We start from the raw sequence: 21,806 nt of genomic DNA, 5'->3' as shown, positions 1-21,806 counted from the left end.
CCGCGCTCGCGCACGCGAACGGCGATGAAGACGTCGCGTCGGTCGGGAATCCGGCGCCGACAGCCGTCCCAAGAGCCACCTCGATGCCGGGCCGGGAGGTGTAACACGGGGACGCGCGGCGCGACCGTCGGCGGGATGGGGCGAGAATGGACGGAGCCGCCGGCGACAGCACGCCGATGCGCGGCATCCGCACCCGGAGGTTCCCGATGTCCCGCTCGCTCGCCCGTGCCGCCGCCCTCGGCGTCGCCGCCCTCGCTCTCACCCTCGCCGGCTGCTCGAGCTCGGCGGCGCCCGGCGCCTCGGGGGATGCCGCCGACGGCGGCGTGTCCGCCGAGGACTACGTCACACCGGGCAAGCTCACCTTCGCCACCGGCGAGACCGCGTACGAGCCCTACGTCATCGACGACGACCCGGCCTCGGGCGAAGGCTTCGAGTCGGCGGTGGCCTATGCGGTCGCCGACAGACTCGGCTTCAGCGCCGACGACGTCGAGTGGGTGCGCACGAGCTTCGAGGCGGCGATCGCGCCCGGTCCGAAGAGCTTCGACATCAACATCCAGCAGTACACGATCACCGACGAGCGCAAGCAGGGTGTCGACTTCTCGTCGCCGTACTACGCAGCGAGCCAGTCGATCGTCGCGTTGTCGGGCGGTGCGGCCGACGGGGTCACCGACATCGCCGGTCTGAAGAAGCTCACGATCGGCGCGATGGCGAACTCCACGAGCGCACTCACCCTCCAGCAGGTGGTGGCGCCCGACGTCGAGCCGCGTCTGTACAACTCGAACGAGGATGCCACGGCCGCCCTCAGTGCCGGACAGATCGACGCCGTCGTGCTCGACACTCCGACCGCGTACGTCGCCGTGAACTTCTACATCGGGGGCTCGTTCTTCGTCGGCGAACTGCCGAAGGCCGGCATCGAGGATCAGTGGGGTCTGCTTCTCGCGAAGGACTCGCCGCTGACCGCCGAGGTGACGGCCGCCGTCGACGGGCTGCGCGAGGACGGCACGCTGGCGGAACTCGAGAAGACCTGGCTCTCGGGCTTGACGGAGGGCGTGACGCTCCTCCAGTGAGGGCGCGCTAGCGTCGATCCGTGACCACCTCCACCCCGAGCGCGCTCGAACTCGAGCGCCGCGCGTTCCGGCGTTCCCGGGAACGCCGATCGGTTCTGATCGCCGTCGCCTCGACGCTCGCCTTCGCGGCGGTCGTCTGGCTCACCGTGATCAACACCGAGGGCTGGGCAACCGTCCAGCAGAGCTTCTTCGACCCCGAGATCGCCGTGCAGGCCCTCCCCGAGGTGTGGCGCGGGTTCCTCATCAACCTGCGGGTGCTCGCGTTCTCGATCTTCACCGTCGGCGCCGCGTCGCTCCTGATCGCGCTGCTCCGTACGCTGCGCGGACCGGTGTTCTTCCCCCTCCGCTTCCTCGCGGCTGCCTATACCGACCTCTTCCGCGGACTGCCGTTCATCATCGTGCTGTACCTGGTCGGCTTCGGACTGCCGACGATCCTGGGCACCCGCATCGATCCGGTCGCTCTCGGCGTCCTGGCCATCACCCTGACCTATTCCGCGTACGTCGCCGAAGTGGTGCGCGCGGGCATCGAATCGGTGCATCCGTCGCAGCGGCTCGCGGCGCGGGCCCTCGGGCTGAGCTATGCGCAGACGCTCCGGCGGGTCGTCCTGCCGCAGGCGCTGCGCAAGATGACGCCGCCGCTCATGAACGACTTCATCTCGATGCAGAAGGACGTCGGACTCATCTCCATCCTGGCCGCGTTCGATGCGATCGCCGAGGCGAAGGGTGTCGTGGCGACCACCTACAACTTCACTCCATACGTCGTCGCCGGCGTCCTGTTCGTCCTCCTCGCCCTTCCGACCATCCGATTGACGGACTGGTACACCGCCCGGCTCCGGGCGCGTGAGCAGACGGGATCGATCCTGTGAACGACGACCGGATCGAGACCGCGGCCACCGACGCCCTGCGGGCCACCGGCATCCGGAAGGCGTTCGGCGACAAGCCGGTGCTCCGCGGCGTCGACGTCGCGCTCGCCCGGCACGAGGTCGTCGCCCTGATCGGCGCGAGCGGGTCGGGCAAGTCGACCCTGCTGCGGTGCCTCGGGCTGCTCGAGCCCATCGACGACGGCCAGATCCTCCTGGCGGGCGCCGACATCTCCGACCCGCGCGTCGACGCCAACGCCGTGCGCGCGCGGCTCGGCGCGGTGTTCCAGAGCTACAACCTCTTCCCGCACCTGTCGGTTCTCGACAACGTCACCCTCGCCTCGCGCGTCGTGCACCGGCTGCCGCGCCGCCAGGCCGAGGAGCGGGCGCGCGAGCTGCTCGCCCGCATCGGACTCGCCGACAAGGCGAAGGAGCATCCCGATCGCCTCTCCGGCGGACAGCAGCAGCGCGCCGCGATCGTCCGCGCGATCGCGACCGATCCCGAAGTGCTGCTGCTCGACGAGATCACCTCGGCGCTCGATCCGGAGCTGGTCGGCGAGGTGCTCGAGCTCGTCCGCGACCTCGCGCTCGGCGGGTCGACGATCCTCATGGCGACGCACGAGATGGCCTTCGCCCGCGACGTCGCCGACCGCGTCGTCTTCCTCGATCAGGGCACGATCGTCGAGCAGGGTGCGCCCGCCGACGTGTTCGGCGCTCCGCGCGAGGAGCGCACCCGCGCCTTCCTCGCCCGCTTCACGTCCTGACCCGCGCCCTCCCGGCGTCCCGGCGTCGAGTCGCCAGCAAACGCGGGTGCGAGGCACCCGGCATCCGCCGTTCGTGGCGAGTCGACGGGCGGGAAGGGAAGTCAGGCGGTGGCGCGCTCGGCGGCCTCGACGACGTTCGTCAGCAGCAGGGCGACGGTCATCGGGCCGACGCCGCCCGGATTCGGCGACAGGAAGCCCGCGGCCTCGGCCACGTCGGGGGCGATGTCGCCGTAGACCTTGGACTTTCCGGTCTCGGGGTCGACGGCGCGGGTCACCCCGACGTCGAGCACGGCCGCTCCCGGCTTCACGTCGGCGGCGGTCACGAGGTGCTTGACGCCGGCCGCGCCGACGATGACGTCGGCCCGCCGCAGGTGATCGCCCAGGTCGGTCGTGCCGGTGTGCGTGAGGGTGACCGTCGCGTTGATCTCGCGGCGGGTGAGCAGCAGGCCGATCGAGCGACCGATCGTGACGCCGCGCCCGACGACGACGACGTGCTTGCCGGCGAGGTCGTAGCCGCTGCGCTGCAGCAGCTCGATGACCGCGCGCGGGGTGCACGGCAGCGGCGTCGTGATCGGCTCGTTGACGTTGAGCACGAGGCGGCCGAGGTTCACCGGGTGGAGGCCGTCGGCATCCTTCGCGGGATCAATCCGCTCGAGGATGCGGTCGGTGTCGAGGTGCTTCGGCAGCGGCAGCTGCACGATGTAGCCGTGGCAGGTCGGGTCGGCGTTGAGGCGGTCGATGACCTCCTCGACCTCCTCCTGCGTCGACTCGGCCGGCAGCTCGATCTGGATCGAGTTCATCCCGATGGCCTCGGACTCGCGGTGCTTCATCCCGACGTAGAGCTGGGATGCCGGATCGGCCCCGACCAGGACTGTGGCGATGCCGGGGGTGACGCCCTTCGCCGCGAGCGCCGCGACGCGCTCGGTCAGTTCGGCCTTGATCGCCGCCGCGGTGGCGCGGCCGTCGAGCTTCTGCGCGGTCATGTCGTTCGTTCCCTTCGAGGGTGCTTCGGCGAGACGGCAACCGAGCACCGAGACAGCGTCTGGCAGGTGCTGTCTCGGTGCTCGAGTGCTGTTTCGCGGGAATTACTGCTGGAGCGAGGGGTACAGCGGGAAGGCGTCGGCGAGGGTCGCGACGCGAGCGCGCAGGGCCTCGAGGTCGGCGCCGGGCTGCAGCGCGAGCGCGATGATGTCGGCGACCTCGGTGAACTCCGCGTCGCCGAAGCCGCGCGTCGCGAGAGCGGGCGTGCCGATGCGCAGGCCCGAGGTGACCATCGGCGGGCGCGGGTCGTTCGGCACTGCATTGCGGTTGACCGTGATGTGGATCTCGTGCAGCAGGTCTTCGGCCTGCTTGCCGTCGAGCGCCGCGTCACGCAGGTCGACGAGCACGAGGTGGACGTCGGTGCCGCCCGAGCGCACGGCGACGCCCGCACCCGTCACGTCGTCCTGCATGAGGCGGTCGGCGATGATCGACGCACCGCGAACGGTGCGCTCCTGGCGCTCCCGGAATTCCGGCGTCGCGGCGAGCTTGAACGCCGTCGCCTTCGCGGCGATGACGTGCATGAGCGGCCCACCCTGCTGCCCCGGGAAGACCGCGGTGTTGATCTTCTTGGCGAGGTCGGCGTCGTTGGTGAGGATGATGCCCGAGCGCGGACCGCCGATGGTCTTGTGCACGGTCGACGAGACGACGTGCGCGTGCGGCACCGGGCTCGGGTGCACGCCCGCGGCGACGAGGCCGGCGAAGTGCGCCATGTCGACCCACAGGTACGCGCCCACTTCGTCGGCGATCGCACGGAACGCCGCGAAGTCGAGCTGACGCGGGTAGGCCGACCAACCGGCGATGATGACCTTCGGCTTGTGCTCGAGGGCCAGGCGGCGGACCTCGTCCATGTCGATCAGCGAAGTCTCGGGGTTCACGCCGTAGGCGACGATGTCGTACAGACGGCCCGAGAAGTTGATCTTCATGCCGTGGGTCAGGTGCCCGCCGTGGTCGAGCGAGAGACCGAGCAGGGTGTCGCCGGGGCGCGCGATGGCGTGCAGCACGGCGGCGTTGGCCGTCGCACCCGAGTGGGGCTGGACGTTCGCGAAGCCCGCACCGAACAGGGACTTCGCCCGCTCGATCGCGAGCTCCTCGGCGACGTCGACCTCTTCGCAGCCGCCGTAGTAGCGACGACCGGGGTATCCCTCGGCGTACTTGTTCGTGAGCACCGACCCCTGCGACTGCAGCACGGAGACGGGGACGAAGTTCTCGGAGGCGATCATCTCGAGGTAGCCGCGCTGGCGGTCGAGCTCGCGCTCGAGCACCTGGGCGATCTCGGGGTCGACCTCCGCGAGCGGGGCGTTGAAGTACGAATCGGTCATGACGATCTCCAGACGACGGCTTTCGGGACGGATCTTACGCAGCAGCGAGGTTCCACTCGGCCCAGGCGTGCGGTCGAATGCCGTGTCGGTCGCTCCCCGGTGGTGGCCCACCTCAACGCCAGTCGCGACGGGTCCGAGCATAACGGATGCGGCGCTGATACGCTGTCCCGAACCGGTTTGTTAGGAACCCTTACAGAAGGGCTGCCATGTCGCCGCTTCCGCTGGTCCCGCTCCCCGCGTCGGTCCTCGAGTCCGGCGGGACGCCGTTCCGTCTCGACGACCGCGCTGTCGTGGTCGGAGACGAGGATGCCGCAGCCCTCCTCCACCGTCTCGTGGCCACGCGCACGGGCCTCCGGCTCCCCCACCTCCGACCCGGCCGTGACGCCGCGGGGGCGAGCGCGGCGGCCAGCGATGCCGACGCCGACGCCGGTGGGCGAGCCGTCATCGACCTCGCCGTGGACGGCGCCGGACGGCCCGAGTCCTACCGACTGACCGTCACCGCGAGGGGCGTGCGGGCCCGAGCCGCGGACGCGGCCGGCCTCTTCTACGCGGTGCACACCCTCGTCCAGGCGATCGACCGCCGCAGCGGATCGTGGGCGGTCCCCGCCCTCGAGATCGACGATGCACCGCGGTTCCCGTACCGGGGCGTCATGCTCGACGTCGCGCGCCACTTCCACGACCCCGCGACGATCGCCGCCTACGTCGAGCGCGCGGCCGCGCTGAAGTTCAACGTCCTCCACCTGCACCTCACCGATGACCAGGCCTGGCGTCTCGCCCTCGACAGCCGTCCCGAGCTCGCCGCGCGATCGGCGGACAACGCCGTCGGCGGCGACGCGGGCGGCAGCTACAGCAGTGCCGACTATCGCGGAATCGTCGCGCACGCGGCATCCCATCACATGACCGTCGTGCCCGAGTTCGACATGCCGGGGCACACGCATGCGGTGGGCCTCGCCTACCCGGACCTCGTCGAACCCCCCGCGTTGGCGGCCCTGCAGGGCGGCCCGGCCGACACGCCCGTCGCGGGTGAGCCCTACCGCGGGATCGGCGTCGGATTCTCGTCGCTGCGGATCGGGGCGGCGGTGACCGACGCCTTCGTCGCAGAGGTGTTCGCCGAGCTCGCCGCACTGACCCCGGGTCCCTACCTCCACTTCGGCGGCGACGAGGCGCACGGCACACCCGCCGACGCCTTCGCCGACTTCGTCTCCCGCACGTCGCGCGCGATCGCCGACCTCGGCAAGACGCCGATCGCGTGGCACGAGGCGGGCGCGGCGACGGGCCTCGCCCCGGGCACGATCGGGCAGTACTGGAGCTTCGTGGTCCCGGTCGAGGGCGCGGCGGAGAAGGCCCGCACCTTCGTCCGCGGCGGCGGTCGGCTGATCCTCTCGCCCGCGGACGCGGTGTACCTCGACATGAAGCCGGATGCCGCGGCATCCCTCGGCCTGACCTGGGCGAACGGACCGACGAGCGTCGAGCGCGCCTACGCGTGGGAGCCGGCCGCGGTCGTGCCCGGCGTCGGCGAGGCGGACATCCTCGGCGTGGAGGCGCCGCTGTGGACCGAGACCGTGCGGGATCTCGCCGACATCGACGCGCTGGCCTTCCCCCGGATCGGCGCCGCCGCCGAGGCCGCGTGGTCGCCGGCGACCGGTGCGGTGGCGGGACGGACGTGGGAGTCGTTCCGAGAGCGCATCGGCGGACTCGGTCCGCTGTGGACGACGCTCGGCATCCGCTTCCCCGCGTCGGCGGAGATCCCGTGGTCGACCGCCGGAGACGCGCGGTGAGCCCGGCGACCTCGGTGAGCGCGGGCGCGAGGACCGCCGAGCGATCGCGCGGTGTGCTCATCCACGCCGTGCGCCTCGTCGACGGCGGTCTCGAACGGCCGGACGCCTGGATCCGCTTCGTCGACGGCCGCGTCGCAGCCGTCGGGACGGGCGCCGGATGGGCAGCGGAACCCGGTGACGAGATCGTCGACGGGCGGGATGCCGCGGGCGAGAGCGCGACGCTGACGCCCGGATTCGTCGACATCCACGGCCACGGCGGCGGCGGCGCCGCGTACGACGACGGCGCCGAGGCCATCCTCGCGGCGCGCGAGCTCCACCGCCGTCACGGCACGACGCGGGCCGTGGTCTCGCTCGTCACGGCGACGCTCGACGATCTCGAGAGGCGCGTGGCGGCGATCGCCGACCTCGCCGCCGTCGATCCCTCGGTGCTCGGGTCGCACCTCGAGGGGCCGTTCCTCGACGTCGCGCATCACGGCGCGCACGAGCCGTCGCTGCTCGTCCCCCCGACCCCCGACGCGATCGACCGCCTGCTCGAGGCGGGTCGCGGCAGCATCCGCCAGGTCACGCTCGCCCCGGAACTGCCGGGCGGGATCGCCGCGATTCGGCAGATCGTCGCCGCCGGCGCGACCGTCGCCGTCGGCCACACGGATGCCGATCTGGGCGCCGCGCAGGCGGCGTTCGACGCGGGCGCGACGATCCTCACGCACGCCTTCAACGCGATGCCGGGCCTGCACCACCGGTCGCCGGGACCCGTCGGCGCCGCGTTCGCCGACCCCCGCGTCACCCTGGAGCTCATCGCGGACGGCGTGCACCTGCATCCGATCGTCCTGCGCGCGGCCGTCGATGCCGCGCCCGGCCGGATCGCATTCGTCACCGACGCGATGGCCGCCGCCGGCGCCGCGGACGGTTCGTACGAGCTCGGCCCCCTGGCCGTGCGGGTCGACGGCGGCGTCGCGCGGCTCGCGGACGGCACGATCGCCGGCTCGACGCTGACCCAGGATGCGGCGCTGCGCACAGCGGTGGCCGCGGGAGTGCCGCTCGCCGCGACCGTCACCGCTCTCACCAGCACGCCGGCGCGCGCGATCGGGCGACCGGACCTCGGCTCGCTCGCGGTCGGGAGCCCTGCCGACGCGGTGCTCCTCGACGGAGCGCTGCAGGTCCGGCGCGTCTGGACCGGGCGGCTGTGAACCGCCCGCCTCCGGACTCGCGAGCCTGCCCGGCCCGGTTCCCGGCACGGAGTCAGGACTCACCGGCAGCCCCACCCCCGTAGACCCGCACCGCACCGCGTCCTTCCTGAGAACGGGCACCGGCACCTGCCGCATCCCGCCGCCGGCCGCACTCACGTCCGGACTCGGCCGGCCCGCCCGGCACGGTTCCGGGCACAGGCACAGCACAGGCACGAAGTCAGGACTCATCGGCATCCCCACCCCCGCAGACCCGCACCGCACCGCGTCCTTCCTGAGAACAGGCACCGGCACCGGCCGCACCCCGCCGCCGGCCGCACCCACGTCCGGACTCGGCCGGCCCGCCCGGCACGGTTCCGGGCACAGACACAGGCACAGGCACCGGCACAGGCACGGGCACGAAGTCAGGACTCACCGCCACCTCCGACCTCGCAGACCCGCACTGCACCGCGTCCTTCCTGAGAACAGGCACCGGCAGCGGCCGCATCCCGCCGCGGGGCCCGCCCCGGCACGTGGTGCCCGCCCCCGCCCGCCCTGGCCCGCCGGGCCCGGCGGGCCCGCCCGGGCCCGCCCCGGCACGGACCGGCACGGACGAGCCGGCGCCTAGAATCGAGGCATGTCCGATCTGCCCGCCGTGCGCCCGACCCCGCCCGAGGCGCCGCAGCCGGCCGCAGCCTCGGCTGCTCCGGCCGCCGGCACCCGGCCCGCACTCTCGGCCCTCGACGTCGTCGCCGTCCTCTGCCAGCTGTTCGCCTTCGCGACCCTCGCCATCTGGGGCTTCGCCGCGTGGGACTTCCCCGGCAACCTCGTCGCCGGCATCGGCGCCCCGGTCGGCGCGATCCTCCTGTGGGCCCTGTTCGTCTCGCCGCGCGCCGTGCTGGCCGTGCACCCGTTCGTGCGCGCCCTCGTCGAGCTGCTCGTCTACGCCGCCGCGACCATCGCCTGGTGGAGCATGGGCCAGGCGTGGATCGGCCTCGGCTACGCCGTCGTCGCCGTGACGATCGGCCTCGTCTCGGGACGTCGGCGCCTGGCATGACCGCCGACGTCGTCGCGCAGCTGGTCGCTGAGCTCGGCGACCGCGTCGACGTGACGGATGCCGCTCGAGCCGCCGTGCGCGCCGACAAATCGGGGCACGCGGCCACCGGCATGCCGCTGGCGGTCGTCCACGCGCGCGACGTCGCCGACGTGCAGACCACCCTCCGGATCGCCTCGGCCACCGGCACCCCGGTCGTCCCCCGCGGCGCCGGGACGGGCCTCGCGGGCGGGGCGAACACCGGACTGGGCGAGATCGCCCTGTCGCTGCGCGCGATGGACCGCATCCTCTCGGTCTCGTCCGACGACCTCGTGGCGGTCGTCGAGCCCGGCATCCTCAATGCGGATCTCAACGCCGCGCTCGCCCCGCACGGGCTGTGGTGGGCGCCGGATCCCGCGAGCCGCGACATCTCGACCGTCGGCGGGAACATCGCCACGGGGGCCGGCGGGCTGCTCTGCGCGAAGTACGGCGTCGTTCGCGACGCGGTGCTCGGGGTCGACCTCGTGCTCGCCGACGGGCGGCTGCTGCGACTCGGTCACCGCACCGTGAAGGGCGTCACCGGCCTCGACCTCACTTCGCTCGTGATCGGCTCCGAGGGCATCCTCGGGGTCGTCGTCGGCGCGACGCTGAAGCTCCGGCGCCTGGTGCCGGGCGCCACCCGCACCCTCGCCGCCACCTTCGCCGACGTCCGCGACGCGGCCGCAGCCGCCTCCGCCGTCACCGCCGCCGGCGTGCAGCCCGCGATCATGGAGCTGATGGATGCCGCGTGCCTCGCCGCGGCGCACCGCCTACTCGAGCTGCCGGCGCCGACGCCCGGTGCGGCTCAGCTGACGGTCCAGACCGACGGCCCCGCCGCGACCGTCGAGGCGGAGACGATCGCCGCCGTACTGACCGCCGCCGGAGGCAACGTGCGCGTCGCCGCGGACGATGCCGAGGCCGAGCAGCTGTGGACGGTGCGACGGTCGATGCACCCGGCCATGGAGACGCTCGGCACGACCCTCATCGAGGACGTGTCTGTTCCGCGGAGCGCGCTGCCGGCGATGTTCGACGAGATCGCGCGCATCGAGGCCGCGTACGGCCTCCCCATCCCCACCGTCTGTCACGCCGGTGACGGGAATCTGCACCCGAACTTCATCTTCGACGGACCGGACGTCCCGGAGGTCGTGTGGGAGGCCGCCGAAGACCTGTTCCGCTCGGCGCTGCGCCTGGGCGGGACGCTGACCGGAGAGCACGGCGTCGGCGTGCTCAAGCGCCGCTGGCTTGCCGACGAGCTGGGCGATGACCAGTGGCGACTGCAGCGCGAGATCGCGCGGGTCTTCGACCCTGCCGGCATCCTCAATCCGGGCAAGGTGTTCGCGCCGTGAGCTCCGATCCCGGATCCGGCTCGGCGTCCGCCCCGGGATCCGCACCACGGGTCGTGCACGTCAGCGCCGCAGTCGTGGTCGACGCCGCGGGCCGCACGCTCCTCGTCCGGAAGCGCGGCACCGAGCGGTTCATGGCGCCGGGAGGCAAGCCGGAGCCGGGCGAATCCGCCGCCGCGGCTCTCGTGCGCGAGCTGCACGAGGAGCTGGGCGCGAACGTCGACGAGAGCGCGCTGGTGTACCTCGGCAGATTCGAGTCGGATGCCGCGAACGAACCGGGCTTCCGCGTCGTCGCCGAGGCGTTCGCGCTGCGCCTCGACCCCGAGTCGGTCCGCGCCGCCGCCGAGATCGCCGAGGCGCGCTGGCTCACGCCCGCCGAGGCGGCCGGCCTGCCGCTCGCGCCTCTCAGCACCGAGCACCTCCTCCCCCTGGCCTGGCGCTGACCGCCGGCCCGAGCCAGCCCCAGTCATCCCGCGAATCAATTGATCGCGCGCGAATCCATCAGCTATGCCCGATGGATTCGCGCGTCGAGGATGGATTCGCGAGCGGAGCGAGCCGCGTGGGAGGGGCCGCCGGATGCGCGGTGCGGGCGAGGAGGGCTGCGCCGAGCGCGCCGACCGGGGCGCGGCCGGGGACGGCGGTGACGCGCTCCTCGAGGCGGAGCGAGCGGAGGAAGGGCGAGCCCGTCGCGGTCGCCCGCAGCCGTTCGCGCACCGGGACGGCGAGTCGGTCGCCGAGGGCGGCGACTCCGCCGCCGAGGACGACGGCGTCGACGTCGGCGCTCAGGATCAGCAGCTGCACCGCCGCGGCGACGCCCCGGACGACATCGGCGCGGATGCGCGCCGCCGCGCCGATGCCGGCATCGGCCGCGTCGAAGACGTCGAGCACGGGGAGCTCCGCCGGCATCCCCCAGCGCTCGGCGACCGATCCGCCCCCGGCGAGAGACTCGATGCACCCGCGCTGACCGCAGCGGCACGGCGGGCCCGCGGGGTCGACGCTGAGGTGACCGATCTCGCCCGCGGCGCCGCGCGGCCCGCGACGGAGTCCGGTCTCATCGACCACCGCCGCCGCGATGCCCGTCCCGAGGTTGAGGTATGCGAGCGAGAAGAGGTCGGGCAGCAGCGCGGCCGCACCGAGGGCCGCTGCGCGCACGTCGTTGTCGACGACGGGTCGACGACCGATGCGCGCGGCGACCGCGTCGGCGAGACCGAAGCGCTCGATGCCGAGGTTCACCGCGTGCTCGACGACACCGGTGTCGGGCACGATCTGCCCGGGGATGCCGATGCCCACCGGCGGCCCGAGCACGACCCCGAGGACGCTTTCCAGCTCGGCCACCGCGCGGGCGATCTCATCACCGACGGCATCCGGCCCCCATCCCGTGGGCCGGCGCACCCGGGCGATCTCGGTCCCCTCCTCGTCGACCGCGATCGCGAGGATCTTCGTGCCGCCGACGTCGACGCCGATCGCCGCGGTCACCCCTTCACCGCGCCCGAGACGAGGCCGCCCGACATGCGGCCCTGCACGAGCAGGAAGAAGATGACGACGGGGATCGAGATGAGGGTGGATGCCGCCATCACGGCGCCCCAGTTCGTCGCGGCCGTCGCCGACTGAAACGACAGCAGCCACGGCGGGAGCGTCAGGTTGTAGCCCTTCATGAGCAGCAGCGCCATCGTGAACTCGTTCCACGACTGGATGAACGCGAAGATGCCGGTCGCGACGAGTCCCGGGGCCAGGAGCGGGAAGGTGACCTTCCAGAACGCCTGCGTGCGGGTGCAGCCGTCGATCATCGCCGCCTCCTCGAGGTCGGCGGGGACACCGGCGACGAAGCCGCGGAGAGTCCAGATGGTGAACGGGATGACCGCGGCGACGTAGACGATGCCGAGTCCGATGAGCGTGTTCATGAGGCGCCAGTCGTCGATCATCCCGTAGATCGTGAACATCATCGCCTCGCCCGGGATCATCTGCACGATCAGCACGGCGACGATGAACGAACGGCGGCCGCGGAAGCGGATGCGGGCCACGGCGATCGAGGCGAGGAAGGCGAGGACGAGCGTCACGACCAGCACGCCGACGGTCACGAGGGTGGACGAGAGCAGTCCGTGCACGAAGTCGGTCTGACCGGGCGCGGCTTCACGCGTCCAGGCGGTGGCGTAATTGCCCAGCGTGAAGTCGAACGGCAGGAAGCTCGGGGTGCGGCTGATGATGCTCTCGCCGCGCGTGAACGACATGTTCAGCATCCAGTACACCGGAAAGACCGAGCAGGCGAACACGATGAGCGCGGCGATGTTCAGTCCGACGCGGGTGAGGACGCGGCGACGGGGCGGACGCCGGACGGCCAGGGAGCGGGGGCGCGGACGCCGGGCGTTGCCGACCTCGCCGACGACCTCGTCCACGCCGATCGTGCCGAGCTGAGTGGCCGGGGTGACCTGGGTGCTCACAGCTCCTCCTCCTTGAGGGTGGTGCGGATGTATCCCCACGAGAGGGTGAGGAGGAGGACGACCATGAGCACGCCGATCGCGCTCGTCACTCCGAACTCGCCGGGGCCCTGGCGGAAGATGTAGGTTCCGAGCACGTTCGTCTCGGAGATCAGCCCGCCCCGTTGCTGCAGCGCGTAAACCTGCGTGAAGATGCGGAGGTTCCAGATGACCTGGAGCACGACGACGACCGTGACGACGTTGCGCAGGTAGGGGAAGACGACGAGCCGGAAGCGCTGCCAGCCCACCGCGCCGTCGAGCGACGAGGCCTCGAGCACTTCGGCCGGCACCTGCCCGAGCGCCGCGTAGAGCGTGAACGCCGCGAAGGGGATGCCCTGCCACACGACGATCACGGTCAGAACGAAGAAGAACGACCAGGGATTCGCGAGCCACGAGTGGTTCGTCCAGGCATCCGTTCCCATCGCCGTGTTGAGAGCCCAGTTGACGATCCCGTACTGCGAGTCGAAGATCCACCCCCACACCGTCGTCGCCGCGAGCGGCGGCATGGCCCACGCCAGGAGCAGCCCCAGCGAGACGAGGATGCGCATCCCGCGGCGCAGCCGCGTCATCAGCACGGCGATCAGAGCACCGAGACCGACGATCAGGATGGTCATCGCGACCATCAGGCCGAGACTGCGCACGAGCACGGCCGGGAAGTCCGACTGCGTGAATACTTCGAGGTAGTTCTCGATGCCGACGAACCCCGGGAGGGTGCCCTGCACCTTATTGCGGATCGAGTAGTCGGTGAACGACTGCACGAGCATCAGCACGGCGGGATAGCCGACCATCACCCCGAGGATGATGAGCGACGGCCCGAGGAGGGTCAGCGCGCTGCCGCCGTCCCGTCGCCGGCGCGAGCGCTCGCGTGCCGTCGACACGACTCGGTCCGGCCGGCTGGGCGGCGCGGCTTCGCGCGTGCGGAGATCTGTCATCGCCTGGTCCTCTCTGCGTCGCCGAGGGAAGGTGGGGTGGGGTGCCACCACCCCGCCCTCCCCCTGCTCGGCGACTACTTGTTGAGGATCGCTTCGATCTGGCCGTCGAGCTCGGTCGCGATCGCCGTGACGTCGCCGCCCTGGGCGATCTTCACGAGGGCGTCCTTGATGACGCCCGAGGACTCGACCTCGGACCAGTTGGGGCTCGCCGGGACGGCCTTCGAGGATGCGACGGCTTTGGCGGCCTCGGCGGTGATCTCGTCGTCGGGCAGGAACTGCGCGAACGACGTGAGAGCCGGGATGAGGCCGTTCTCGGCCAGGATCTTCTGGTACCCCTCCGACAGGATGATCTGCAGCGCCGCCTCGGCTTTGTCGGGGGCGTCGGACTTCGCCGCCACGGCGATGTTCGATCCTCCCGCGAAGACGGGGGCGACCTCGCCGGCGGTCATACCGGGAAGTGCGAAAGCCTTCAGGTCTGCGCCGGCAGTCTCGGGGCAGCCCGGGGCCTTCGCGTCGTCGGCGGGCGCGAGGATCGACCACTTCACCCAGGCGGGAGCGGAGAGGAAGCCGACCTCACCGGCGCAGAACGGCACCTGCGGGTCGGTCTCGTCCGCGTCCGCCGGGGCGATCGTGGCGTTCTCGTACACGTCCTGCAGCATCTCGAGTCCCGCGATGCCGCCGGCGGTGGAGAAACCGCCCGTCCAGGTGTCGCCGTCCTGAGTGGCGATCTCGCCGCCGTTCGCCCAGACGTAGGGCAGGGCGTTGTACCAGTCCTTGCCGGGGGCGTAGATGCCGGACTTCGTGGCGGTCGTGGCCGCGATGCCGTCGGCGACATACTCCTCGAGGGTCGTGGGAACCGCGCCGCTGTACGACGCCGGCGAGTAGAACACGATCCGAGACCCCGCATAGTACGGAGCGGCGTACAGCGACCCGTCGGTCGACCCGAGTTCGACGAAGCTCTGCAGCAGCTCGTTGCCGCCGAGGTCCGCCTCGAGGTCCGAGATGTCGGCGAACAGTCCCTGGTCGATGAAGCCGGGCGACTGCGTGTTGCCCACCTCGACGAGATCGGGCGCGTCGTTCGACGACAGCGCGGCGACGTAGTTGTCCGCGGTGTCGGCCCAGGTCTTCTCCTCGATGGTGAGCGTCCAGCCCTCGTTCTCGGCTTCGAAGGTCTTCTTGAGGTAGTCGCGGGCGTCCTGCGGGGTGTCGGTGCCGACCAGCCACACGGTCAGGTCTCCGGTCTCGGCGCTCTGCCCCGCGTTGCCGCTTGCGCAGCCGGAGAGCAGCAGGGCGGAGACCCCGAGGAGCGACAGTGCTCCGAGGCTCTTCTTCATGGTGATTCCTTCTTCTCTGATGTCGGCGAGCCGGGCGGCTCGTCCGGGTGGAGCTGATGGTGCGTGGAACGGGTGGAGCGTACGGAGCGGTGGAACGGGTGGAGCCGTGTCCCTCAGGAGACGCCGAGGCGGCCGGAGAGAACCATGACGGCCGCGCCGCGGAGGACGATGTCCTCGCCTTGCTCCGTCATCCGCACCTGCAGCTCGTCGTGGAACGTGGCGAGCGTGCGCGTGCGCACCGTCTCGGCGGCGGCTCGGGCGAGCGTGCCGTCGAGAAGTTCTGGAGGGCCGGAGAGGACGACCTCCGACAGGTCGAGGGCGCCGACGATGGGCGCGAGCGCGATGCCGAGCCGTTCACCGGCATCCCGCAGCAGCCCCTCGCGCTCGGCGTCGACGTTGGCGTCGACGCGCGCGGACAGCGACGGCACCGAGATCCAGGCCTCGAGGCAGCCGATCTTGCCGCACGCGCACTCCGGGCCGCCATCGGTGCCGACCGTCACATGGCCGATCTCACCGGCGGCGGAGCGAGCGCCGCGGAGAGGCTCGCCGCCTGTGAGCAGGCCCGCACCGACGCCTCGTCCCACCTTGACCAGGATGATGTCGTCGCCGGCACCGCCGAAAGTGCGCTCGGCGAGGACCGCGGCGTTCGCGTCGTTCGCGACGATCACGGGGAGACCGACGGCCTCGCCGAGGATCACGCCGAGGTCGAGATGGTCCCATCCGAGACCGGGCGCGGCGAGGACGACACCGGCGTCGTCGACGACGCCGGGGGTCCCCACGCCGATGCCGAGCACGGGGGCAGCGGCGTCGGCGACGAGGGCGCGGGCGAGGGAGAGGACCGCCCCGATCGCGTGGTCGAGGTCGGTCGGGACGGGCATCGAGGCGCGCGCCTCGATGTCGCCGTCGAGGGTCAGCACCGCTCCGACGAATTCGGCGCTGCCCGACAGATCCAGGCCGACGATCCGGTGCCCGGCTCGATCGAGGTCGACGAGCATCGCCGGCTTGCCGGGACCGGCGGCCTCGCGCATCCCCTGCTCGACCACGAGCCCATCGGCGATCAGCCCGCCGACGAGGTCGGAGATCGTCACCCGGGTCAGAGCCGTCTCGCGGGCGAGGTCGGCGCGCGACATCGCGCCGTCGCGGAAGAGGGCCTGCATGACGAGCGAACGGTTATGAGCTCGCGCGTGCTCGGGCAGGATCTTGCCCGCGCCGCGGCGCGGTCGGACGATCGATCGGCTCGATCGGGATGCCGCGGTGTCCAGGTCGCTCATGTTTGTTAGTAGACCTTACGAACCCGGGGCCGGCAAGAGCGGAAACGTCATTTGCTAACACTCTTTACAAACTCGTTACACGGACGATCGGCCCCTCGCACCCGATGTCAAGGGCGCATGGCCGGCCACGGAGTTGCCTAGGCTGGGGTCAGCCACCGAGGGAGCACGCCATGAACCGACGCCTGACCGTCCTGACGTTGACCGCCGCAGCCATGCTCGCCCTGAGCGCGTGCAGCGGCGACCCGAACGGCGGCGCCTCCGGTGACGGCGGCAGCAGCGACCAGACGGTCGCCGAGGCGTGCACGCAGGTCAACGACGTCATGACCGAGGCCACCGCGGGCCTGCAGGACATCGACCCCTCCGACCCCGCCGGGGCGGCCAGCGCCCTGCGCACCATCTCGGACGGCATGGGCGACGCCGCCGCATCCGTCACCAACGCCGAGGTATCGGACATCCTCCCCGACCTGCAGACGGCGTTCTCGTCGGCCGCCGACACCATGGAGGCCGTCGCGGGTGGTGAGACCGAGCGCGCAGCCGAGCTCAACGACTCGATCTCGGACGTGCAGACCAGCTTCCAGCGCTTCACCGAGCTGTGCGGCACGGAGTGATCGCGTCCCGCTCCTGACTCCTCCCGATCCGTTTCACGCGGTTCGATAACGCTCTGGACTCATCCCGGACTCGGGGGTGCGTCCGTCGCGTACCATGACTCCGAGTGCGCGTCGAGCGCAGACGGGGGTGGAGCAGTGACGGATCTGGTGTCTGCGAAGGACGGGGATGCGGCGACGGGGAACGTCGCGGTCTCCGGCGAACCCGATCCGCGGGTCGAGTGGGCACCCGCCGAGCCTGCGCGCAAGAAGCGCCACCTCGGTCTCTGGATCGGCATCCCAGTCGGCGTCGTCGTCGCGGGCGCGGCCGCGGCATCCGCCTTCCTCATCGCCCCCGGCACGTCCGTGGCGGGCGTTCCGGTCGGCTTCCTGACCCCCGGCGCCGCCGCCGACGCGATTCAGACCCGTCTCGACGAGACCAGCCTCGCCCTCGGCGACGGCGCATCGGTCAGCGGATCCGACCTCGGCGCGACGGTGGAGGGCACGGCCCTCGCGGACGCCGCCTTCGGCGAGCGACCGGCGTGGAACGTGACCCAGTGGTTCGGCGACCCCGTCGCTGCCGAGGTCTCGATCGACCCGATCGCGGCGACCGACGCCCTCCGCGCGGCCGTACCCGATCGCTACGTCGATCCGACCCCCGCGAGCGTCGCATTCGACGGCACCGCGTACGTGGTCACCCCCGACGTCGCGGGCGAAGGCCTCGACCTCGAGGCGACCCGCGCCGCGCTGCAGGGCGCCTTCGACGAGGGAGCGACGACCGCCGACGCCGAGCCCTCCGTCACCGCCATCTCCTCCCCCACCACCACCGCGGATGCGGAGGAGACGGCGCAGTCGCTGAACGGGATGCTGGACGGCGTCGGCTTCTACGTCGGCGACGAGCGCACGGTCCCCGTCGATCGCGAGGTCGCGGCCAGCTGGCTCACCGTCGGCACCGCCGCCGACGGGTCGTTCACCATCAGCGCCGATCCCGCCGCGATCCAGCCGATCGTCGACACGCTGCCGGGTCTGGTCGACCGGGCCCCCGCCAACGGCGTCGTGTTCGCCAACGCAGCGGGACGCATCATCGACGACTCCGAGGCCGGCCAGGACGGCCGCACGCTCGAGACGACCGACGGCATCGCCGCCGGCTTCGCCGAGCAGCTCGCCTCGGGCGACGCCGCCTACCGTCTGCCGGTCGCGGTCGTGCCCGTGACGACCGACACGGTCGTCCGCGTCCTCGAGGTCGACCTCGGCGAGCAGCGCCTCTACCTCAAGGAGAACGACGTCGTCGTCGACTCCTGGCTCGTCTCCACCGGTCGCCCGGGTGCCGACACGCAGACCGGGCGATACACGATCGGCTGGAAGACGCCGATGCAGAACATGCGCGGCACCGCTGCGGACTCGGGCGTCAGCTACGTGCAGCCCAACGTGAAGTGGGCGATGTACTTCAACGGCGACCAGGCCTTCCACGGCGTCTACTGGCACAGCAACTGGGGCAACCGCATGAGTGCGGGATGCGTCGGGATGCCGGATTCCCGCGCCGCGCAGATCTACGAGTGGGCCGTGCCCGGGACGGACGTCTGGGTCCACTCCTGACCCCCGCGGCGGCATCCGAGCCGTCTGACGTCACGACGGTGCGGCCGCGAGCGAAGCCCGTTAGCCTGTGGTCATGGCTGACCTGCGCATCGTTGAACTCTCGGCAGCGACCATCGTCGCGGTGAACACCCTGTCGCTCAAGCCCGGCCAGGAACGGTTCGTCGTTCCGGAGAGCTACGCCATCGCCGCCACGGTCGTCGATCCGGCGACCTCGTGGCAGCGCGTGATCCTCGACGGCGACGAGGTCGTCGGCTTCGTCAGTGCCGGCTTCGATCCCGACGCGCCCCAGGAGCACTTCCGCTCGGTGCTCTGGCGCATCAACGTCGACGCCGACGATCAGGGGCGCGGTATCGGCCGCTTCGCCGTCGAGCAGCTCGTCGAGGAGGCACGCGCGCGCGGCTTCGCCTGCGTGGATGTCATCTACGAAGCCGGCGAGGGCGGCCCCGAGGCCTTCTTCAGCCGCGTCGGGTTCCAGCCGGTCGGCGAGACGGAATACGGCGAGGTCATCGCCGAGATCCGCTTCTGACCGTTCCGACGCGCAGAACGCCCCGGCCGCTTCGGCGACCGGGGCGTTCCGTCGTTCGGATCAGATGCCGTCGATGATGGCGTTCAGCGTCGCCGACGGGCGCATGACGGCCGCGACGAGATCGGCGTCCGGGCGGTAGTAGCCGCCGATCTCGGCGGGCGAGCCCTGCACGGCGATCAGCTCGGCGACGATGTCGGACTCGGCGTCCTGCAGCGCCTGCGCGATCGGCGCGAAGGCCGCGGCGAGGTCGGCGTCCGCCGTCTGACCGGCGAGCTCCTGAGCCCAGTAGAGGCCGAGGTAGAAGTGGCTGCCGCGGTTGTCGATCGTGCCGAGCGCGCGACCCGGCGACTTGTCCTGCTCGAGGAAGGTGCCCGTCGCGGCATCCAGCGTGTCGGCGAGCACCTTCGCGTGGGCGTTGCCGGTGTACTCGGCGAGGTGCTCGAACGACGCCGCGAGGGCGAAGAACTCGCCGAGCGAGTCCCAGCGCAGGTAGTTCTCGGCGACGAGCTGCTGCACGTGCTTCGGAGCCGAACCGCCCGCGCCGGTCTCGAAGAGTCCACCGCCCGCGAGGAGCGGGACGATCGAGAGCATCTTGGCGCTGGTTCCCACCTCGAGGATCGGGAACAGGTCGGTCAGGTAGTCGCGCAGCACGTTGCCGGTGACCGAGATCGTGTCCTCGCCGCGACGGATGCGCTCGAGCGAGTAGCGCGTCGCGTCGGCAGGCGCGAGGATCTCGATCGTGAGCCCGTCGGTGTCGTGCTCGGCGAGGTACGTCTGGACCTTCGCGATGAGGTTGGCGTCGTGGGCGCGGTTCTCGTCCAGCCAGAAGACGGCCGGGACACCGGTCGCGCGGGCACGGGTGACGGCCAGCTTGACCCAGTCGCGCACAGCGACGTCCTTGGTCTGGGTGGCGCGCCAGATGTCGCCGGCCTGCACGTCGTGCGAGAGCAGCACGGCTCCCGACGAGTCGACGACCTCGACGGTGCCGGCACCGGCGATCTCGAAGGTCTTGTCGTGCGAGCCGTACTCCTCGGCGGCCTGCGCCATGAGGCCGACGTTGGGGACGGAGCCGATCGTGGCGGGGTCGAGCGGCCCGTGCGCGATGACGTCCTCGATCGTCGCCTGGTAGACGCCCGCGTACGAGGAGTCGGGGATGACGGCGATCGTGTCGCCCTCGCCGCCGTCGGCACCCCACAGCTTGCCGCCGTTGCGGATGAGGGCCGGCATCGAGGCGTCGACGATCACGTCGGAGGGCACGTGGAGGTTCGTGATGCCCTTGTCGGAGTTGACGTACGACAGGCGCGGCCCCGAGGCGATCGCCGCTTCGAACGCGGCGCGGATCTCGTCGCCGTTCGCGAGCTGCGCGAGGCCGCCCAGGATGGCGCCGAGCCCGTCGTTGGCCGTGAGACCCGCAGCGGCCAGGTCGTCGCCGAAGCGGGCGAAGACATCCGCGAAGAATGCGCGCACGACGTGGCCGAAGATGATCGGATCGCTGACCTTCATCATCGTGGCCTTCAGGTGCACCGAGTACAGCACGTCCTCCGCGGCGGCCTGGGCGACCGTGTCGGCGAGGAACGCGTCGAGCGCCGCCGCCGAGAGGAAGGTCGCGTCGACGACCTCGCCGGGCAGCACCTTCAGGCCCGACTTCAGCTCGGTGACGGTGCCGTCCTGAGCCGTGAAGCGGATGGCGAGGACGTCGTCGCTCTCGATGACCGTGGACGTCTCGTTCGACTTGAAGTCATCGTGCCCCAGCGTCGCGACGCGGGTCTTCGATCCGTCGGCGAACGGCTTGTTGCGGTGCGGGTGCTTGCGGGCGTAGTTCTTCACCGACAGGGGCGCGCGGCGGTCGCTGTTGCCCTCGCGCAGCACGGGGTTCACGGCGGAGCCCTTGATGCGGTCGTAGCGGGCGCGGACGTCCTTGGCGTCGGCGTCCTCAGCCTCGTCGGGGTAGTCCGGGATGTCGTAGCCGGCGGCCTGCAGCTCGGCGATGGCCGCCTTCAGCTGCGGGATCGAGGCCGAGATGTTCGGGAGCTTGATGATGTTCGCCTCGGGCAGCGTCGCCAGTCCGCCGAGCTCGGCGAGCGCGTCGCCCACCTGCTGCTCGGGATTGAGGTTCTGCGGGAATGCGGCGAGGATGCGGCCGGCCAGCGAGATGTCGCGGGTCTCGATCGCCACGCCCGCCGTGCCGGCGAAGGCCTCGACGATCGGGAGGAATGAGGCGGTGGCCAGCGCCGGCGCCTCGTCGGTGTACGTGTAGATGATGGTCGAGTCGGGCACGTCGTCTCTCCAAAAAAGCGCGTCGAGGGTCGGTTCTCAGCGTATCGCACGCGTCCACTTTCTCTCGATGTCGAGATATCTCGGAGACGCGGCCGCGGCCCCGATCCGCCGCTCTCTCAGACTCGCCCGACGGGGTCGCCACTGCCCCACCGCCGCCCCGCCGGCGGCGGACCGCGATGCAAGGAATCATCCCCGCCACGCCGGTGCCAGCCGCATCCCGCCGGGGTGTCGCAACCGATCCCTTGCATCCCGGCACCGCCGCGTCCCGGCAGCCCAGCATCCCGGCATGATGCGGGCCCGGGCTGGCCCGCCTCCGCCCCCTCGCCGGCGGCGGACCGCGGTGCAAGGAATCATCCCCGCCACGCCGGTCCCAGCCGCATCCCGCCGGGGTGTCGCAACCGATCC

At 71.6% G+C, this 21,806-nt stretch carries 19 protein-coding genes and 1 riboswitch; of the genes, 11 read left to right on the top strand and 8 right to left on the bottom strand.

The window, feature by feature from the left end:
• Positions 1 to 206 precede the first annotated feature (206 nt).
• From F6B42_RS10855 to F6B42_RS10845, 3 genes are read left to right on the top strand one after another with little or no spacing between them, the layout of a single operon-like run.
• The gene (locus F6B42_RS10855; RefSeq protein WP_150420249.1) at positions 207 to 1,067 is read left to right on the top strand and encodes an ABC transporter substrate-binding protein; all 861 of its coding nucleotides are present in this window, start codon (positions 207 to 209) and stop codon (positions 1,065 to 1,067) included.
• Positions 1,068 to 1,087: 20 nt separating this feature from the next.
• On the top strand, positions 1,088 to 1,933 hold the full coding sequence (locus F6B42_RS10850; RefSeq protein WP_150419711.1) for an amino acid ABC transporter permease: 846 nt from the start codon (positions 1,088 to 1,090) through the stop codon (positions 1,931 to 1,933).
• Complete coding sequence (locus F6B42_RS10845) at positions 1,930 to 2,691, top strand: amino acid ABC transporter ATP-binding protein (protein ID WP_223878458.1); 762 nt, start codon at positions 1,930 to 1,932, stop codon at positions 2,689 to 2,691. Before F6B42_RS10850 ends, F6B42_RS10845 begins: the two co-directional genes overlap by 4 nt.
• A gap of 101 nt (positions 2,692 to 2,792) precedes the next feature.
• Here the strand turns inward: F6B42_RS10845 and F6B42_RS10840 are convergent, their stop codons facing one another.
• Together F6B42_RS10840 and glyA are read right to left on the bottom strand one after the other, a co-directional pair.
• Positions 2,793 to 3,674, bottom strand: coding sequence for a bifunctional methylenetetrahydrofolate dehydrogenase/methenyltetrahydrofolate cyclohydrolase (locus F6B42_RS10840; protein ID WP_150419710.1), 882 nt, complete (start codon positions 3,672 to 3,674; stop codon positions 2,793 to 2,795).
• Between the two features lie 102 nt (positions 3,675 to 3,776).
• The gene (glyA, locus tag F6B42_RS10835; RefSeq protein WP_150419709.1) at positions 3,777 to 5,051 is read right to left on the bottom strand and encodes a serine hydroxymethyltransferase; all 1,275 of its coding nucleotides are present in this window, start codon (positions 5,049 to 5,051) and stop codon (positions 3,777 to 3,779) included.
• A 52-nt stretch (positions 5,052 to 5,103) separates the two neighbouring features.
• A riboswitch (ZMP/ZTP riboswitch) is annotated at positions 5,104 to 5,187 on the bottom strand.
• 70 nt (positions 5,188 to 5,257) lie between these two features.
• Between glyA and F6B42_RS10830 the strand changes: the two genes are divergently transcribed.
• The 5 genes from F6B42_RS10830 (at position 5,258) to F6B42_RS10810 (ending at position 10,850) form a co-directional block, all read left to right on the top strand.
• Positions 5,258 to 6,829 (top strand): family 20 glycosylhydrolase, encoded by a 1,572-nt coding sequence (locus F6B42_RS10830; RefSeq protein ID WP_150419708.1) that lies wholly within the window; start codon positions 5,258 to 5,260, stop codon positions 6,827 to 6,829.
• Positions 6,826 to 8,016: an N-acetylglucosamine-6-phosphate deacetylase gene (gene nagA / locus F6B42_RS10825; RefSeq protein ID WP_223878457.1), complete on the top strand. Its 1,191-nt coding sequence runs from the start codon at positions 6,826 to 6,828 to the stop codon at positions 8,014 to 8,016. Before F6B42_RS10830 ends, nagA begins: the two co-directional genes overlap by 4 nt.
• 613 nt (positions 8,017 to 8,629) lie before the next feature.
• The gene (locus F6B42_RS10820; RefSeq protein ID WP_150419707.1) at positions 8,630 to 9,049 is read left to right on the top strand and encodes a YrdB family protein; all 420 of its coding nucleotides are present in this window, start codon (positions 8,630 to 8,632) and stop codon (positions 9,047 to 9,049) included.
• Positions 9,046 to 10,410 (top strand): FAD-binding oxidoreductase, encoded by a 1,365-nt coding sequence (locus F6B42_RS10815; protein WP_150419706.1) that lies wholly within the window; start codon positions 9,046 to 9,048, stop codon positions 10,408 to 10,410. Before F6B42_RS10820 ends, F6B42_RS10815 begins: the two co-directional genes overlap by 4 nt.
• Entirely contained in the window at positions 10,407 to 10,850 is a 444-nt protein-coding gene (locus F6B42_RS10810; protein WP_223878456.1) for an NUDIX hydrolase, read from the top strand. The genes F6B42_RS10815 and F6B42_RS10810 overlap by 4 nt, the downstream gene beginning before the upstream one ends.
• Positions 10,851 to 10,908: 58 nt before the next feature.
• Here F6B42_RS10810 and F6B42_RS10805 read toward each other — a convergent pair whose 3' ends face one another.
• From F6B42_RS10805 to F6B42_RS10785, 5 genes are all read right to left on the bottom strand, one after another.
• Positions 10,909 to 11,883, bottom strand: a complete 975-nt coding sequence (locus F6B42_RS10805; protein WP_223878455.1) for an ROK family protein — start codon at positions 11,881 to 11,883, stop codon at positions 10,909 to 10,911.
• Positions 11,880 to 12,845 carry a carbohydrate ABC transporter permease gene (locus F6B42_RS10800; RefSeq protein ID WP_150419705.1) on the bottom strand — a complete coding sequence of 322 codons (966 nt, stop codon included), beginning with the start codon at positions 12,843 to 12,845 and terminating at the stop codon, positions 11,880 to 11,882. The genes F6B42_RS10805 and F6B42_RS10800 overlap by 4 nt, the downstream gene beginning before the upstream one ends.
• Positions 12,842 to 13,813 carry a carbohydrate ABC transporter permease gene (locus F6B42_RS10795; RefSeq protein WP_150419704.1) on the bottom strand — a complete coding sequence of 324 codons (972 nt, stop codon included), beginning with the start codon at positions 13,811 to 13,813 and terminating at the stop codon, positions 12,842 to 12,844. The genes F6B42_RS10800 and F6B42_RS10795 overlap by 4 nt, the downstream gene beginning before the upstream one ends.
• Before the next feature lie 74 nt (positions 13,814 to 13,887).
• Positions 13,888 to 15,147, bottom strand: a complete 1,260-nt coding sequence (locus F6B42_RS10790; protein ID WP_150419703.1) for a sugar ABC transporter substrate-binding protein — start codon at positions 15,145 to 15,147, stop codon at positions 13,888 to 13,890.
• A gap of 113 nt (positions 15,148 to 15,260) precedes the next feature.
• Positions 15,261 to 16,418 carry an ROK family transcriptional regulator gene (locus F6B42_RS10785; protein ID WP_191089337.1) on the bottom strand — a complete coding sequence of 386 codons (1,158 nt, stop codon included), beginning with the start codon at positions 16,416 to 16,418 and terminating at the stop codon, positions 15,261 to 15,263.
• A 170-nt stretch (positions 16,419 to 16,588) separates the two neighbouring features.
• On the opposite strand from F6B42_RS10785, the gene F6B42_RS10780 reads away from it, so the two are divergent.
• From F6B42_RS10780 to F6B42_RS10770, 3 genes are all read left to right on the top strand, one after another.
• Positions 16,589 to 17,026 (top strand): hypothetical protein, encoded by a 438-nt coding sequence (locus F6B42_RS10780; protein WP_150419702.1) that lies wholly within the window; start codon positions 16,589 to 16,591, stop codon positions 17,024 to 17,026.
• A gap of 135 nt (positions 17,027 to 17,161) precedes the next feature.
• Positions 17,162 to 18,598 carry a L,D-transpeptidase family protein gene (locus F6B42_RS10775; protein ID WP_191089336.1) on the top strand — a complete coding sequence of 479 codons (1,437 nt, stop codon included), beginning with the start codon at positions 17,162 to 17,164 and terminating at the stop codon, positions 18,596 to 18,598.
• A 73-nt stretch (positions 18,599 to 18,671) separates the two neighbouring features.
• The gene (locus F6B42_RS10770; protein ID WP_150419700.1) at positions 18,672 to 19,124 is read left to right on the top strand and encodes a GNAT family N-acetyltransferase; all 453 of its coding nucleotides are present in this window, start codon (positions 18,672 to 18,674) and stop codon (positions 19,122 to 19,124) included.
• A gap of 60 nt (positions 19,125 to 19,184) precedes the next feature.
• Here the strand turns inward: F6B42_RS10770 and F6B42_RS10765 are convergent, their stop codons facing one another.
• Positions 19,185 to 21,401, bottom strand: a complete 2,217-nt coding sequence (locus tag F6B42_RS10765) for an NADP-dependent isocitrate dehydrogenase (protein WP_150419699.1) — start codon at positions 21,399 to 21,401, stop codon at positions 19,185 to 19,187.
• Positions 21,402 to 21,806: the final 405 nt, after the last annotated feature.

The sequence above is a fragment of the Microbacterium radiodurans genome, assembly GCF_008710705.1.
GTDB classification, from domain to species: domain Bacteria; phylum Actinomycetota; class Actinomycetes; order Actinomycetales; family Microbacteriaceae; genus Microbacterium; species Microbacterium radiodurans.
The sequence above is the reverse complement of the archived record's forward strand: the minus strand, read 5'-3'. Positions and strand labels throughout refer to the sequence as shown.